11 protein-coding genes are annotated in these 14,271 nt (G+C 63.8%); 6 read left to right on the top strand and 5 right to left on the bottom strand.

Going from position 1 to position 14,271, the window contains the following annotated elements; translation table 11 throughout:
* Positions 1-95 precede the first annotated feature (95 nt).
* The gene (locus tag GGR13_RS16115; RefSeq protein WP_343060463.1) at positions 96-458 is read left to right on the top strand and encodes a winged helix-turn-helix transcriptional regulator; all 363 of its coding nucleotides are present in this window, start codon (positions 96-98) and stop codon (positions 456-458) included.
* Between the two features lie 118 nt (positions 459-576).
* On the opposite strand, the gene GGR13_RS16110 is transcribed toward GGR13_RS16115, so the two are convergent.
* Both GGR13_RS16110 and GGR13_RS16105 read right to left on the bottom strand, forming a co-directional pair.
* Positions 577-1,077 carry a thioredoxin family protein gene (locus tag GGR13_RS16110; RefSeq protein WP_221230769.1) on the bottom strand — a complete coding sequence of 167 codons (501 nt, stop codon included), beginning with the start codon at positions 1,075-1,077 and terminating at the stop codon, positions 577-579.
* Positions 1,078-1,265: 188 nt separating this feature from the next.
* Positions 1,266-1,871: an arylesterase gene (locus GGR13_RS16105; RefSeq protein WP_343060462.1), complete on the bottom strand. Its 606-nt coding sequence runs from the start codon at positions 1,869-1,871 to the stop codon at positions 1,266-1,268.
* 164 nt (positions 1,872-2,035) lie between these two features.
* On the opposite strand from GGR13_RS16105, the gene GGR13_RS16100 reads away from it, so the two are divergent.
* Positions 2,036-2,725: an ABC transporter ATP-binding protein gene (locus GGR13_RS16100; RefSeq protein WP_183214610.1), complete on the top strand. Its 690-nt coding sequence runs from the start codon at positions 2,036-2,038 to the stop codon at positions 2,723-2,725.
* Positions 2,722-5,241: an ABC transporter permease gene (locus tag GGR13_RS16095; RefSeq protein WP_183214609.1), complete on the top strand. Its 2,520-nt coding sequence runs from the start codon at positions 2,722-2,724 to the stop codon at positions 5,239-5,241. The genes GGR13_RS16100 and GGR13_RS16095 overlap by 4 nt, the downstream gene beginning before the upstream one ends.
* A 128-nt stretch (positions 5,242-5,369) precedes the next feature.
* Here GGR13_RS16095 and GGR13_RS16090 read toward each other — a convergent pair whose 3' ends face one another.
* The gene (locus GGR13_RS16090; protein ID WP_183214608.1) at positions 5,370-6,797 is read right to left on the bottom strand and encodes a rhamnogalacturonidase; all 1,428 of its coding nucleotides are present in this window, start codon (positions 6,795-6,797) and stop codon (positions 5,370-5,372) included.
* A gap of 632 nt (positions 6,798-7,429) precedes the next feature.
* Between GGR13_RS16090 and GGR13_RS16085 the strand changes: the two genes are divergently transcribed.
* A complete protein-coding gene (locus tag GGR13_RS16085; protein WP_183214607.1) occupies positions 7,430-9,646 on the top strand; it encodes a putative bifunctional diguanylate cyclase/phosphodiesterase in 2,217 nt (738 codons plus the stop codon).
* Positions 9,647-9,809: 163 nt separating this feature from the next.
* On the opposite strand, the gene GGR13_RS16080 is transcribed toward GGR13_RS16085, so the two are convergent.
* The gene (locus GGR13_RS16080; protein ID WP_183214606.1) at positions 9,810-11,378 is read right to left on the bottom strand and encodes a DHA2 family efflux MFS transporter permease subunit; all 1,569 of its coding nucleotides are present in this window, start codon (positions 11,376-11,378) and stop codon (positions 9,810-9,812) included.
* A 183-nt stretch (positions 11,379-11,561) separates the two neighbouring features.
* On the opposite strand from GGR13_RS16080, the gene GGR13_RS16075 reads away from it, so the two are divergent.
* A complete protein-coding gene (locus GGR13_RS16075) occupies positions 11,562-12,614 on the top strand; it encodes a type III polyketide synthase (protein ID WP_183214605.1) in 1,053 nt (350 codons plus the stop codon).
* Entirely contained in the window at positions 12,611-13,114 is a 504-nt protein-coding gene (locus GGR13_RS16070) for an isoprenylcysteine carboxyl methyltransferase family protein (RefSeq protein WP_183214604.1), read from the top strand. The genes GGR13_RS16075 and GGR13_RS16070 overlap by 4 nt, the downstream gene beginning before the upstream one ends.
* 121 nt (positions 13,115-13,235) lie before the next feature.
* Here GGR13_RS16070 and GGR13_RS16065 read toward each other — a convergent pair whose 3' ends face one another.
* On the bottom strand, positions 13,236-14,270 hold the full coding sequence (locus GGR13_RS16065; RefSeq protein WP_183214603.1) for a DUF2891 domain-containing protein: 1,035 nt from the start codon (positions 14,268-14,270) through the stop codon (positions 13,236-13,238).
* Between the last annotated feature and the right edge of the window lies 1 nt (position 14,271).

The raw sequence follows: 14,271 nt of genomic DNA, 5'->3' as shown, positions 1-14,271 counted from the left end.
CCAGTTGGGGAGTTGTTTCGACACCAAACTGGAAATAAGCTACCTCAATGGCAAGTACAGACAAAAAAGTAAGGTACTCACCTGACGGTGAGCGGGTGGACTATACGGCTCAGACTGCGGCCTCGAGCGCGCAGAATGTCATTCGAATCCTGGAAGGACGCTGGAAGCTGGTCATTCTGTTCCAGTTGTTCGGCTCGAACGTACGCCGCTTTTCCGAGCTGGAGCGCGCGATCCCGGAGGTCTCTCAGAAGATGTTGATCCAGCAACTGCGGCAGTTGGAACTGGACGGGGTTGTGGCCCGGACTGTCTATCCGCAGGTCCCGCCCAAGGTCGAGTATCGACTCACGGAGTGGGGTCAGTCCCTGTGTCCAGTGCTGGACAAGCTCCTCTCATGGGCGGAGACGGCACCCGTCGAGGTCCGCGAGCGGCTGATCGATGCAGAACAACGCCCCGAGTGAGCCGTCCTGAGTGAGTATCAGCAGGGAGGGGTTCGCAGAGGCTGAGCCAAAGTGTGAGGGGGCAGGCTCTGACGCAATGACGTCAACCGCCGCAGTCTGGTCGTTCGGTTATGTTGGATCAGACCGGCAGATCAGCCAAGGTCGCCAACTCGGCGTAGATCGCTTCGCCCGTCCGGGTCTCGGCGTTTCGCCAGGTCGTTGCGGTCGTCGGGTTGACCAGAACGCCTTCGCTGGTGAGCACAAGAACATTCGGCGAGCCCGGCAACTCTGGAACGCCGAAGCGACGCGCGATCTCCAGGTTGGGTCTGTCACCATTCCTCGGCATCCCGATGTCGACGAAGACCATTTCGTATTTCCGTTCGACCAGCTCCGCGAAACGATCGGTTGCTAGCCAGCCGGCGAGGACCCGGCTGTCGTGGCACCAGTTGGCTCCCATCACGAGTAGAACGCGTTTGCCCGACTGTCTGGCGCGGGCCAGCGCTGCGTCAACGTCGGCCGACGCATTGTCACTCATGTGATAGGCGCGGGCCTCAGGTTTGGGTGCCACCGTCTGTTCGGGCACTGCGGCGCACGCTGCTAAAGCCAGTGACACTGAGACGATCAGGAAAGCGCGTTTCACCCGGCAAACTCCCAAGGACGATGCGGTCAGCAATCGACCGGCCTACGGAACGCTCTACAACCCTTTCAACGTCCAGCGCCATCTGAACAGCAGACCCGCACGTCTGCCCGATTACGCTGGTGCGGCCCAGACGCGACCGGGGGAGGGGACTTGCCTCGGTCCCTCTCCGCAGCAATGTGAAGGCATGCTCAGGGTGGTGCCGACCGTCCAAGCGCCTCGATCACAACAGGTGCAAGACCCAGAGCGATGATTTCAACGCCCCTGGCATTGGGATGAATGCCATCGGCCTGGTTCAAACGGGAATCCAGGGCGACGCCCTCGAGCAGGAAGGGATAGAAGTCGAGGCGACGACTGCGGGCCAGATCCACGAACACCGCGTCGAACTCCTCAGCGTATCGCCCATAGCTTGGCGGCGCACGCATCCCGGCAAGGAGCACCGGTATCTTTCTGTTCGCCAGCCTGTCGAGCAGCGCCGCCAGATTAGACCGCATCGCTGCGGGCTCGATGCCCTGAAGAAGATCGTTACCACCCAGCGCAACGACACACAGGTCGGTATCGTCCTGAACACTGAAGTCTACCCTTGCGAGACCGCTCGCCGAAGTGTCGCCCGAAACACCTGCAGAGCGAACGCGAACGTTCGTGCCGAGATCTGACAGCGCTTCTTCCAGCCGCACCGGGAGGGCGTCGCGCGATGGAAGGCCAAAGCCTGCGGTGATGGAGTCACCCAGCAGCGTTACGACGCGCATGTCGACCTCGGGCGCGCCGGGCGCCGACGGATCCGGTGCGGTGGGCACCGGATCTGAACGTCGCCTGTCACAGCTCGAGAGACCGAGCGCTGCGGCACCAAGCAGCATGGCGCGACGTGGGAGGGAGGGGTCTGATGCGGTCATGAGGCGTTGGCGTATATAGGACTCGCGAACGGGCTTTGAATGGCCCTTTCTCAACTGGAGCGACATGGATGCCTCATCCCCTCGTCCTCGACTCGGTCACGCTTGATCTGTCCTCTCAGGCAGGCGTGGTTCACATCCTCCGGGGTGTCGATTTCAGCGTTCATTCCGGCGAGACGGTTGCCGTGATCGGTCCTTCCGGTTCGGGCAAGTCGTCGCTGATCGCGGTCGCTGCGGGGCTGGAGAAACCGTCATCGGGCCGGGTGACCCTGTTCGATCGTGATCTCGGCACCTTGAGCGAGGATGGACGTGCCCGGCTGTGCCGGGGGCGCGTCGGTCTGGTGTTCCAGAACTTTCATCTGCTGCCGAACATGACAGCGCGCGAAAACGTGGCGGCTCCTATGGAGCTTGCCGGTCGCGCAAACGCGATGGCTGAGGCGGAGGAATGGCTCGAACGAGTCGGGCTGGGGGCCAGAAAAACTCATTATCCGCACCAGCTTTCGGGTGGAGAGCAACAGAGAGTGGCTTTGGCGCGTGCTCTCGTGGTTCGTCCCGACCTTCTGTTTGCCGATGAGCCCACCGGGAACCTGGACGCGGAAAACGGCGTCAGGGTTGCCGACCTCATGTTCGATCTGGTGCGAGAAACAGGCGCGGCCATGGTCCTGGTGACCCATGATGATCGCCTGTCCCTTCGCGCGGACCGGACGCTTCGGATGCTGGACGGACGAATGTCGGCAGTCTCGTCCGGGGTAGCCGGATGAGGATCGCGCTGCGCTTTGCCGCGCGAGAGTTGAGATCGGGCGTGGCGGGCTTCCGCATCTTTCTGGCCTGTCTGGCACTTGGCGTGGCTGCGATCGCGGCGGCGGGGTCGACGGCCGAGGCGTTCCGTCAGGGACTTTCCAGTCAGGCTCGCGAAATCCTGGGCGGCGACGTTATCTTCACCGTCGAGCAACGGCGGTTTACCGCAGACGAGCGGGATGTGTTTTCGGCGTTCGGACCCACCGCCTATTCCGTTAGAGCCAACGCCATGGCCGAGACATCGGCCGGCCTGCGTCGGCTCGTCGATGTGCGCGGTGTCGGAGATGAGTATCCGCTGGTCGGCGACGTTGTGGTCGCTGGCGCGCCCAGCCTCGCCCTGGCGCTGATGCCTCAGGCGGGTGTGCCCGGCGCTGCCGTGGAACAGGCTCTTCTGGACCGGCTGGGGCTTCGTCTCGGGGATCAGTTCGTGATCAACCGAATGCCCGTGGTCGCGCGTGCGGTGCTGGTCTCCGAACCCGACAGACTGGGTCGAGGCTTCGCGCTGGGGCCACGCGTGTTGTTGCGAGCATCAACGGTTGAGCGGGCCAGTCTGCTAGGCGAGGGCGGTCTTTTCGGCGAAAGCGTCCGGCTGGTCCTTCCCCTTGATTCAGAGCCCAAGGCGGTGATCGCGGCGGTTCGTCAGCGTTTTCCCGATGCGAGCTTCGAAGCCCGAGACCGGTCCGAGGCGGCTGCAGGGGCGGGACGGCTGATCGATCAGCTCGAATACTTCCTGGGCTTCATAGGGCTGGCCTCCCTCGTGGCCGGCGGACTTGGCGTTGCCGGCGCGGTATCTGCATACCTTGACGAACGGAAGCGTTCGATCGCGACGCTCAAGGCCCTGGGGGCTGAAGGGGCATTTGTCCGTGATGTTTATCTGATCCAGATCGGCGCACTCGCCGCGCTCGGTATCCTCATCGGGATCATCGTCGGTGCCGCGACTCCGCTCGTCATCGGCCGGCTCGCCGCCGACAGCCTGCCCGTTCCAGCGTTGTTCGCCATCTATCCGCAACCGCTGGCGCGCGCCGCCATCTTCGGAGTCCTGGCGGCGGCCGCCTTTTCTCTCTGGCCGCTGGCCAAGGCGCGAACGACACCACCGTCAGCGATGTTCCGGCAAGAGCTCGCGACCCGACCGCGGATCGGAATCGAGGCCATAGGAGCCATCGTCGCCGGCATCGGCCTCGCCACGCTTGCGGTTCTGAGCGCGCCAAGTCGTCTTGCGGCGCTCGCGATGATCGGAGGGACAATCGTCGCCTTCTTCGCGCTTTGGGGGCTCGGGCTGGCGTCTGCAGCGCTCGCTGGTCGCCTGCGAGGACTGACACGGGGAGCGGTCCGGTTGGGATTGGCGAACCTGTCAGGCCCCCGATCGGCGGCGCGAACCGCCTCGCCTGCGATCGGGCTCGGTGTGGCCCTTCTGACCACGATCATCCTCATACAGTCGAGCTTGCTCGCCCAGATCGGCGAGGTTGCACCCAGAACGGCGCCATCGATGGTGTTCACCGAAATTCCCGGTGACCGGGTGGCCGAATTTGACGCCGTGATCGCACGCTCCATGAACGAGCCGGCGGCAGATCGATACACCCGGCTTCCTCTGATCACCGGGCGGATCACCCGGATTCACGGCCGTCCGGTGGATATCGAGACGATCGATCGCGACGAACGCTGGGCCTTTGATCAGGACCTGATCCTGTCGGCGCTCGACGGAGAACCGGTGCCGTCCGGGACGACCGCAGGCCGCTGGTGGACTGCAGATTATGCAGGACCACCCCTGATCGCCTTCGAACAGGACGCAGCACGCGCGGCGGGGCTCGGCGTCGGCGATACCGTGACGCTTCAGGTTCTGGGCCGCGAGATCGATGCGCGGATTGCTGTGCTGAGAGAGATCGACTGGGGCGGCTTTGGCGCGAACTTCGCCGTGATCCTGAACAGCGCTGCCGTCGAAGGCGCAAATCCTCGCCATGTGGCGATCGCTCGCGCCAGTCCTGCGCAGGAAGAGACCGTGACCCGGGCCCTTGCTCGGGACTTTGGCGCGGTGAACGTGATCAGTGTGCGCGAACAGCTCGAACAGGCCGCTACGCTCTTCGACCGCCTGGCTCTGGCTATCCGGGGGGCTGCCGCCGTCGCCAGCGGCTCGGGGGTTCTCGTGCTCGTCGGGGCCATAGCTGCGGGTGCTCGTCTGAGAGCGCGGGAAGCGGCGACCCTGAAGGTACTTGGCGGCACGCGCCGCCAGATCTTGACCGCTTATCTCGTTGAATACGGGCTTGTGGGAGCCATTGCGGGTACAGCTGGCGTCGCGCTCGGCACTGCGGCCGCTTGGCCGGTCGTGACGCTGGTGTTTGATGCGGCGTGGCGTGTTGACTGGATCAGCCTGTTCACTCTGATTGGCGGCACGACCGCCCTTGCTGCAGTCGGAGGGGGGGTGGCGGGCCTGGTGGCACTATCGCGGCGACCGGCCTCGATCCTGCGTCGTTCGCTGTCCTGAGGTGGTGGGTGCGGCGCTTCCACGGGCGGCAGTCCCGATGCGGTGGGTCCAGCGCCACCGTGTCGAACCCGATGTCGCGCGATCAACCGCTCAACGCCATCCATTCCAGCTGACCATGCTGCCGGGAGTTAGCTCACGTCGTCGAGCACGATGGCGGGGCGCGCGTCGGAAGTCTCCGTCGCGAAATCGACGCGTTCCAGCTCCAGTCCCCGGACGTGGCGGGCGAACAGGCCATGGGCCACACTGACACCAAACATGCTGGGCTCGGGATAGGCGTGCGGCAGCTCCGGGACAGCGCGCAGCGCGTCCTCCGAGGTTCCTCCGCCGCGATAGGTCAGGTGAATATCGCGCAACTGCACATTCTCGATTGGATGGCCCGGCAGACCGGACACGGTCGCCGCATAACGGGGGTCAATGCCGGTCGCGACCAGATTCTGGATGGATACACGGCGCATGGCACCAGCGGTCGTGCCTTCCGGACCTCGACGACGGTCGCCGAGGCGCAGGAAGATTGGTGCCGTGGTGACATCGCGCATGACGATGTCACGCACGATGATGTCCTCGATCGTCCCGCCATCGACCGTCTCAATCGCCAGACCACGCGATCGGTCGAACTGGCAGTCAGCGATCTCGATGTCACGGAAGTCTCCGTTCGATTCTGTGCCCAGCTTGATCCTGCCGGTGACGCGGTCGAGGTCGGGTGACAGTTCCTGGGATCGACCGAATGTTTCATCCAGCATGGTCCCCATATCGTACCCGGATACGCGGCAGCCTGTGATCTGGATCCGCTCTGTCGATCGTCTTTCGCCCAACGCATAGGACGTCTTGAGGACGATCGCGTCGTCATTCGGCGTATTCACCCGGAGATTCGAGAGGCGCGCGTCCCGCACGCAATCCAGGTCAATGCCATCACGGTCCGTGTCTATCCGCAGGTTGTCCATGGTCAGCCCATCGACACCGGTGAGGAGGAAAGCGAAATGGCCTCCTTTCAGCACGGCAAGATCGCGGATGATGACGTTGCGTGCATGCTTCAGGGCAACGGCCTTGTTGCCCTGACCGACCATGGCCGCCTGTTCGGCCGCCAGCGCCGCCATCGACAGCGCCTCGACAGGGCCCATGCTCAGTGGCCGATCTCCAATGTGATCGCGCGACCAGGGGGCTCCGGGACCCTCGCGCGTAAGCCCTATTCCATGAATCATGCCCGGACCGATCAGGGCGACGTCGTGTACGCCTTCGCCCCAGATAAGGCTGTTGTGCCAGTGGCTGTGGCCAAAGTCCTGGTAGGCGTCGTGAACGTTTGCCTCGGGCGCGTCGTATTGCCCGTCGTGCCTTGCCGGGTCGGCTGCTTCCAGGACGGCTCCCGCCCCGAATTCCAGAGTAATCCGGCTTCTGAGCCTTATCGAGAAGCTGAGATAGCGCCCAGCCGGAAGGACGACGTGTCCCCCGCCGGCGTCCGCAGCCGCCTCGATCGCGGCATTGATAGCGGCTGTATCCAGGGCCAAGCCATCTCCGACGGCCCCGAAATCGTGCACACAGAAAATTTGCGCGGAGGTCATCGTATCGCCAGGCTGCACAAACGAAAGGTCAGGATCCCAGATAGCCCTGACTGGATTCTGCAAGGCAAACGCAAAAATGTCTCTGGGTGGCGGCACGAGCCTCTTTCGGGTCTCATGCTTTGCCTGGATGCCGTCGTTCGGGCGCTTCCAGTTTCCGGCGGTCGTGATCATGGTCACCGGCCGTTGGTCGACCGGTCATGGGAGACGAACTGGCTCGTGAACACAGCTCGTTCGTAGGCCATCAAGAACAGCAGGCCCGGGTGTCAATCTTGGATCGATCCAACCAGATGCGACAGGGGTCGCCAGAAGCGACATAGCCGCATCGAGATCGCCGGTCGGCAGGGCAGGCACGGGCGGCGCGTGGAGGCTCGGTAGGACCGCTGCCCGACTGACTTCCTGACAGCGTTCACCACGCCTGTACCGTGTTCTTCTTTCTACTGCTTGTTGTTCACAGGGCGGCGGGGCAACGGGTAGACCCGACTATTCTGTCCCTGAAACGACGATGGCAAAGATCGGTCTGATCGACTGTGTTCCGTGAACGGCGTTCACCATACCTGATGCGGCCGCGTTAGCACCTTGGGCTTATGCTTTGAGCCCTCAGTTGGGGATGGGTTTTGCCGCAAAGCGCCAGATTGCGAAATCAGTTCTGGGCAGTCGCTGCCGGCGGCGGTCTGGCGATCGCCTTGCTGGGTTTCACACTGGACCGCATGGCGGCGAACTTCGACGCGGTTTCGCTGAAGCGTGAGCAGGAGGTCGTTCAGAACGGTCTGGCATCCCGGATAGACGAAGTCGGGCGACAGGTTGTGCCGCAGGTCGTCTGGGACGACGCTGTCGTCAATCTCGACAATCGGCTGGACAAGTCCTGGGCACGCGACAACATCGGGATCTACCTGCATGTGACCAGCGGCTTCCAGTTCTCCTGGGTGCTGAACGCCGATGACCAGCCGGTTTATGGCATGATCGACGGCAGAGATGCCGAACTGGCGGAATTTGCCGGTCTATCCGATTCCGTCGCACAGATCGTACGACAGGTCCGGGACGCGGAGGCACTCAGGCGGGAGGTGGCGGCAGAGACACTGGTGGAACCTCAATCAGCGATCGTGGCCAGTACGACCGACATGGTGGGAGCGGACCTGACCATTCTGTCGGCGACATTGGTCCAGCCGGATTTCGGAAGCGCGATCGTCCAGGGAAGGCGCGCACCTATCGTCATCACCGGACGCCTGATGGACGCCGCCTTTGTGGACTCTTTCAGCCGTCGATACATGCTGGAGGATGCTCATCTGCATGAAGGCGACGCGCGTGGCGAACCAGGACAGGCTCACGCCGGCATAGTGGGACCGTCTAACGAGATTGTTTCCACGCTCGACTGGTCGCCACAGCAACCGGGCGATGCATTGCTGCGAACGTTCATGCCTCTAACCTTGGCGCTGCTGGCGGGGATGCTGGCTCTGGCGCTTCTGGCCTATCGAAAGGCGCGCGCCGGCGCACAGGCTGTGGTCGCCAGTGAACAGCGTGCCCTTCACATGGCCCATCATGATGCGTTGACGGGACTTGGAAACCGTCATGCGATGGATCAGGCGCTGGCCCAGGCCGCCACAGCCTTGCTGACCGGTGGGCCTCGATACGCCCTCCACTGTATCGACCTAGATAACTTCAAGGAAATCAACGATTTGGCTGGGCATGCTGTGGGGGATGAACTCCTGCGTGTCGCGGCGCGGCGTCTCACCAAGATTGCGGGCGGGCGGGCGCATTGCTTTCGGCTGGATGGCGATGAATTCGCGGTGCTTCAGCCCGTTACGGCCGACGAAGAGGCCGAAGCCCTGGCAGACAGTATCTGCCGGGTTTTGGCCAAGCGCTTCGCGCTCACCGTGGGTCGGTTCACCTTGACCGCCAGTATCGGCGTTGGCGTCATGGACACTGCTGACGCGACAGCCACCGAAGTCTTGCGCAAGGCCGACCTGGCGCTCTTCTCGGCCAAGCGGGACGGACGCGCAAAGTATGCAGTGTACGATTCGGCCATGGATGAACTGCTTCGCCGGCGGCGGGGCCTGCAGGATGCTCTGCGGCGTGACCTTCAGGCGGGTGCGCTGACCATGGTCTATCAGCCTCAGGTCGATCAGGATCGAAACCTGATCGGTGTGGAGGCTCTCGTGCGCTGGACCTCCGAGGAGTTCGGCAAGATCTCGCCTGCGATCTTCGTGCCTCTGGCTGAGGAGAGCGGGATGATCGAGGCTCTGGGCGCTTTCACGCTGAAACGCGCCTTTGAAGACAGTCGGCGCTGGCCGGACCTCAAGGTGGCAGTGAATGTATCGGCGCTACAGCTGCGTGATCCCGGCTTTACGGACCGGGTGCTGTTGCTGGCGACCGAGGCCGGCGTGCGTCCGTCGGGGATCGAGCTCGAGCTGACGGAAGGCGTGCTCGTGGAACGGGGGCAGGGGGCGTCATCTCGGCTGGACGCCTTGCGCGACGCAGGCTTCTCGATCGCGATAGACGATTTCGGCACCGGCTATTCCAGCCTTTCCTACCTGAGTCGCTTCCCGATCGGCAAAATCAAGATTGATCGGTCATTCGTGATCGACATGGGACGTTCGAAGTCCGCCGACGCCCTCGTTTCATCGATCGTCCAGCTGGGCCGATCCCTGAACATGCGGGTGATCGCGGAGGGCGTGGAGACGCCCGAACAGTGGCTTCGGCTTGCGGCGGCGGGTTGCCGCGAGTTTCAGGGCTACCTCGCCAGCCGACCTGTCAGTGCAGAAGACATCGACCGCCTCTATGCCGGTGAGACCATCGGGGCCGCTGGTCAGGACCCCGACTACGCTCCCAGCTGGAAGCGCTCAGCTGCTTAGCGCAAGTCGAAGCGCCATCAGCGTGACCAAACCGAGCGTGCTCGGGCATGGCTCCAGCCGTTACGCCTTTCCCCTCGTCCCGCGCCAACGCCGTGTGACGACATTTCGCAGCCAGCGACTACGCGCGACGATAGATGTCTGAAGTACACACCAGACCGCATCATCAATGGCCCGCTTTCGCTTGCAACTGGGGGCTTGCGATGGATTGTGCCCTGGCAAAGGGCACGGAGCAAAGGGCCACGAGGGTCAGCAAGGCGATCATCGCCCAGGCCTCGTTGATGGCTTGGACCAGCGCCAGCTTCTCGACGAGCGGGGTCAACAGGGCGGCCGTGCCGGCGTCGGCCGGCTGGCCGATCCGGCTGGCGAAGACCGATGCGGGTATGCCCAGGGCCTGAGCAGTCTCGACATCGCCGGCTTGCAGCCGCGCGACAATCTCTCGGCCCAGCACCGGTGCCCGACCGTAGATCACGGTGTCGATCAAGGCCAAGCCGATGGCTCCACCCAGGTTTCGCATCAGATTGAACAGGCCGCTGGCGTCCGGCACCTGGGATGGCGGCAGGTTGCCGAGCGCCAGCCGGGTTGGCGGCAAGAGGCACAGCATGATGGCTACGCCCCGGAGAATCTGGGGCCACAGCATCTCTTCGAAATCGGTCGCTGACGTCTGGAAGGCACTGAGCCCCAGCCCCAGAGCGAACAGGCCAAATCCCATGGCGGTCATCAGCCGAGCGTCCATCCGGCGCTCCATCACAACCGCGACAGGCGCGGTGGCGAGCTGGGCCAGACCCGTGACAAGCATGATCGTCCCGATCGCCAGCGGACCGTGCCCGCGCACGAAGGCGAGGAAGACCGGCATCAGATACACCGAGCCGAACAGACCGATTCCCAAAACGAAGCTCAGGACGCAGCCGATCGCGAAGCTGCGATTCATAAGGGTCTTCAGTTCGACGACAGGATGGACGGCGGTCAGGCTTCTTCGAACGAAGGCCAGGCCTGAAACAAGCGACAAGGCGGCCAGGCCGATGACCAGAGGTGACGCCCAACCGCGCTGGGGTGCCTCCTTGAGCGCGATCTCGAGTGTGGCGAGCGCCAAGGCCATCAGGATCAGAGACACGAAATCCAGGCGGCGGACCGCACCCGGGTCGGCCCGGTCACGCGGCAGCAGCCAGACGGCCAAGACGGCACAGACGATGCCGGGTGCGAGATTGATCAGGAACAGCCAGTGCCACGAGTAGGTCTGGGTGATCCACCCACCAACGATTGGACCGACGGTCGGGGCCAACACCGCCAGTACGCCTGCGATGGTCGTCGCGATCCCCTGACGGTTCTGTGGGAACAGCAGGAAGACAGCCGAGAAAACCCCCGGGATCAGGGTGCCACCCGAAAAGCCCTGGATCACGCGCCAGAAGATCAGGGAGGTGAAATCATTGCTCAGCGCGCAGCCGAGTGACGCCAGGCTGAACACGCTGATCGCGACGACGAACAACCAGCGCATGGTCATGGCGCGGGTCAGGAAGCCGGTCAGCGGGATCGCGATCACCTCGGCGATGAGGTAGGCGGTCTGAACCCAGCTCATCTGGTCGGGGGCGACGCCGATTGCCGCCTGAATGGTCGGCAGGGATGTTGCAACGACCTGGATGTCCAGGATGGCCATGAACATGCCGACGCACATGATGATGAAGCCGGCCCAGAGTGTAACCGGACGCGTGGGCTCGGGCGTGTCGTTTGATGTCATCGAAATCTGCCGGGCGATCGGTCAAGTGCGGTTTCGGTGTGCATCATCAATCCAGACGCGCTGCGCGTGATAAAGTCACGCCCCATCATTCGACTGGAACCGAGGCTGGACGCATGATGTTCTGCAAAGTCGCCGCTCGCGATGATTTCCAGATGGAGATCGATGAGGCGGTGGGAGCCATTGATGACCGCGCCTGTCGCCCTGCTGTCCATCGGGACCGCTGACGCTCCCCATAACATGGCTCAGACAGACGTCGCCGAGGTTGCCCGGCGGCTGTTCCAGGACCGGTTTCCTCAATTCGATCGCATGGCCAAGGTTTTCGACACAGCTGGCATCCGTCAGCGCCAGTCGGTCTTGCCGATCGATTGGTATACGACGCCCCGGACATGGCCGGAACGCACCGAAGCCTACCTCGTCGGTGCGGTCGATCTGTTCAGCCGGGCGGCGGAAAATGCCTTGTCCGGTGCCGGACTGACCGGAGCGGACGTCGATATCATTGTCACCGTCTCGTCGACCGGGATCGCCACTCCTAGCCTGGAAGCCCGCGCCATGGAGCGCCTGGGTTTCCGGTCGGATGCGGCGCGCATCCCCGTCTTCGGGCTGGGCTGCGCCGGAGGCGTCACAGGCCTGGCGATCGCCAGTCGCCTGGCGCGGGCCAGTCCCGGCGCTGTGGTGTTGCTGGTCGCGGTGGAGGTCTGCACCCTGTCGTTCCGCATGGAGGACCTGACCAAGGCCGACATAGTGGCTACCGCCCTGTTCGGCGACGGCGCGGCGGCTTGTGTCCTTCGTTGCGGAGACGGCGGCTTTGCGCACGTCGATGGGACCGCAGAGCATACCTGGCCGGACACGCTCGACATCATGGGCTGGCGGGTCGAGCAGGACGGGCTGGGCGTCATCTTCGCCCGCGCCATCCCGCCTTTCGCGCGCGAGCATCTGCGTCCGGCGATGGACCAGATGCTGGCCACCAATGGCAAACGGGTCGAGGATATCGACCGCTTCATCTGCCACCCCGGCGGCATGAAAGTGATCGACGCCATGGAAGCGTCTCTGTCAATGGACCAGGGCACGCTTGATCATGAACGCGGAGTGCTCGCCGACCATGGAAACATGTCTGCGCCAACCGTACTGCACGTCTTGAATCGTGCTCGGCATGCCGGTCTGCCCAAGCGATCGGTGGTAACCGCCTTGGGACCGGGCTTCACTGTTAGCACTGTCACCCTGAGCAGCGCGGCATGATCGCCTCCGTCGTCATTCTGATCCTTGTGACGGTTCAGCGGCTGGGCGAACTGGTGCTGGCAAGGCGCAATACCGCGCGGCTTCTGGCGAACGGTGGGGTTGAGACGGGCGCGGGCCACTACCCGCTGATCGTAGGGTTGCACGCGGCTTGGCTGATCGGCCTGTTCATCCTGGCCTGGGATCAGCCAGTGAACTGGATCTGGATGGCAGTTTTCGTCCTGCTCCAGCTCGCGCGCGTCTGGGTCATAGCCTCGCTGGGCGGCCGCTGGACGACGCGGATCATCACGGTTCCGGGCGAGACCCTGGTCCGTCGCGGTCCCTATCGGTTCATCTCCCATCCAAACTATCTGGTGGTCGCCGCCGAGATCGCCGTACTTCCGTTGGCCTTCGGTCTGTTCGGCTATGCGGCCGTGTTCTCTATTCTGAATGCCATTGTGCTGACGATCCGCATCATGGCGGAAAGCCGCGCGCTGTCGGAGAGCGGGACGCCAGCCGTTTAGCCTGGATCCCTTGGGGTGGCGGCATCCTCGGTCCATCGCCGAGCTTCCTGCGCGACCATCGCATGGCCTGCGACCCCAGACGATTTCAGGGCTGGACAGGGTGATTGGCGATTGGGCTCTGTTAGACGGCCAAGGCTGCGACCCGCTCGTCACCGGGCTCGGCGAGCAGCGCCAGCAGGGCGAAGCTGGCCAGCCAGTGCTCGCCCATATAGTCGCCGGTGACATGGGGCAGTGCGGCGTCCAGATGGGCTTCAGCGGCATTCAGTGCGACCGCTCGGCGTCGGTCGCCCGCGGGCAAAGATGAGGCGATCTCTCGCCAGCACCACGCACGGCTCAGGTTCAGGCCATCGAGATGGGCGATCTTCCCGTCCGAACGATCACTGACGCCCGCAGGCTGGAACAGGGCTGCTGGTTCCGTCTCGCCCATACGGGGCAGGAAGTCGGCAAACCAGTCAGCAAAGTCAGCAGGGTTCATCACCCGTCGCATCAGAACAGCTTCCATCAGGGCCGGCGAGAGGAACTCGTCCTGCGAAGGCTCCCACGCCTGGCAGTCACGGTCATCCTGGTGCCAGTCCAGGGCACGCTTTCGGCAGAGGGTAGCGAGCGCGTGGTCACCGTGGCCCTCGGCGTAGTCGAGCGCCAGCCTCAGGGCGAAGGCGGTGTTGTAGTGGGTCCCGACGCGCACCGGATAGTCTGCCAGTGGCAGGAAGGCCGCGAACCGCATTGCGAAGGCGCGGGCGAGCGGGCGCAGGACCTCGGCGCGATTGTCGCCATGGCGTTCGAGTTCCGCTGCCAGCATCAGCAGCCAGCCCCAGCCATAGGGGCGTTCGAAACCCCGGCTCTCCGGGCGGTCCAGATAGGCCGTTTCTGTGGCGACGTTCTCCGCAGTGAACAGTTGGTCGGCCAGGGTGTCGATCCGGCTGGCTTCAGCCATCTCCGGGTACAGACGCCGCAGGGTGAACAGGGTCCACCAGCCATGGACGCAGGAATGCCAGTCGAAGCTGCCAAAAAAGATCGGATGCAGGGCCCGAGGGCCCTGGACGTCTTCCGGACCGGTGAGGACGTGATCCATCTTGTTGGGATACTCCCGCGTCACATGGCCGAGGGCGGCCGAAGCAAGGCGGGAGGCGGTCGCGGCGTCGAGCCGATGGGTCATC

The organism is Brevundimonas variabilis (genome assembly GCF_014199945.1).
Taxonomy (GTDB): domain Bacteria; phylum Pseudomonadota; class Alphaproteobacteria; order Caulobacterales; family Caulobacteraceae; genus Brevundimonas; species Brevundimonas variabilis.
This window is presented reverse-complemented; position numbering and strand designations above follow the sequence as displayed.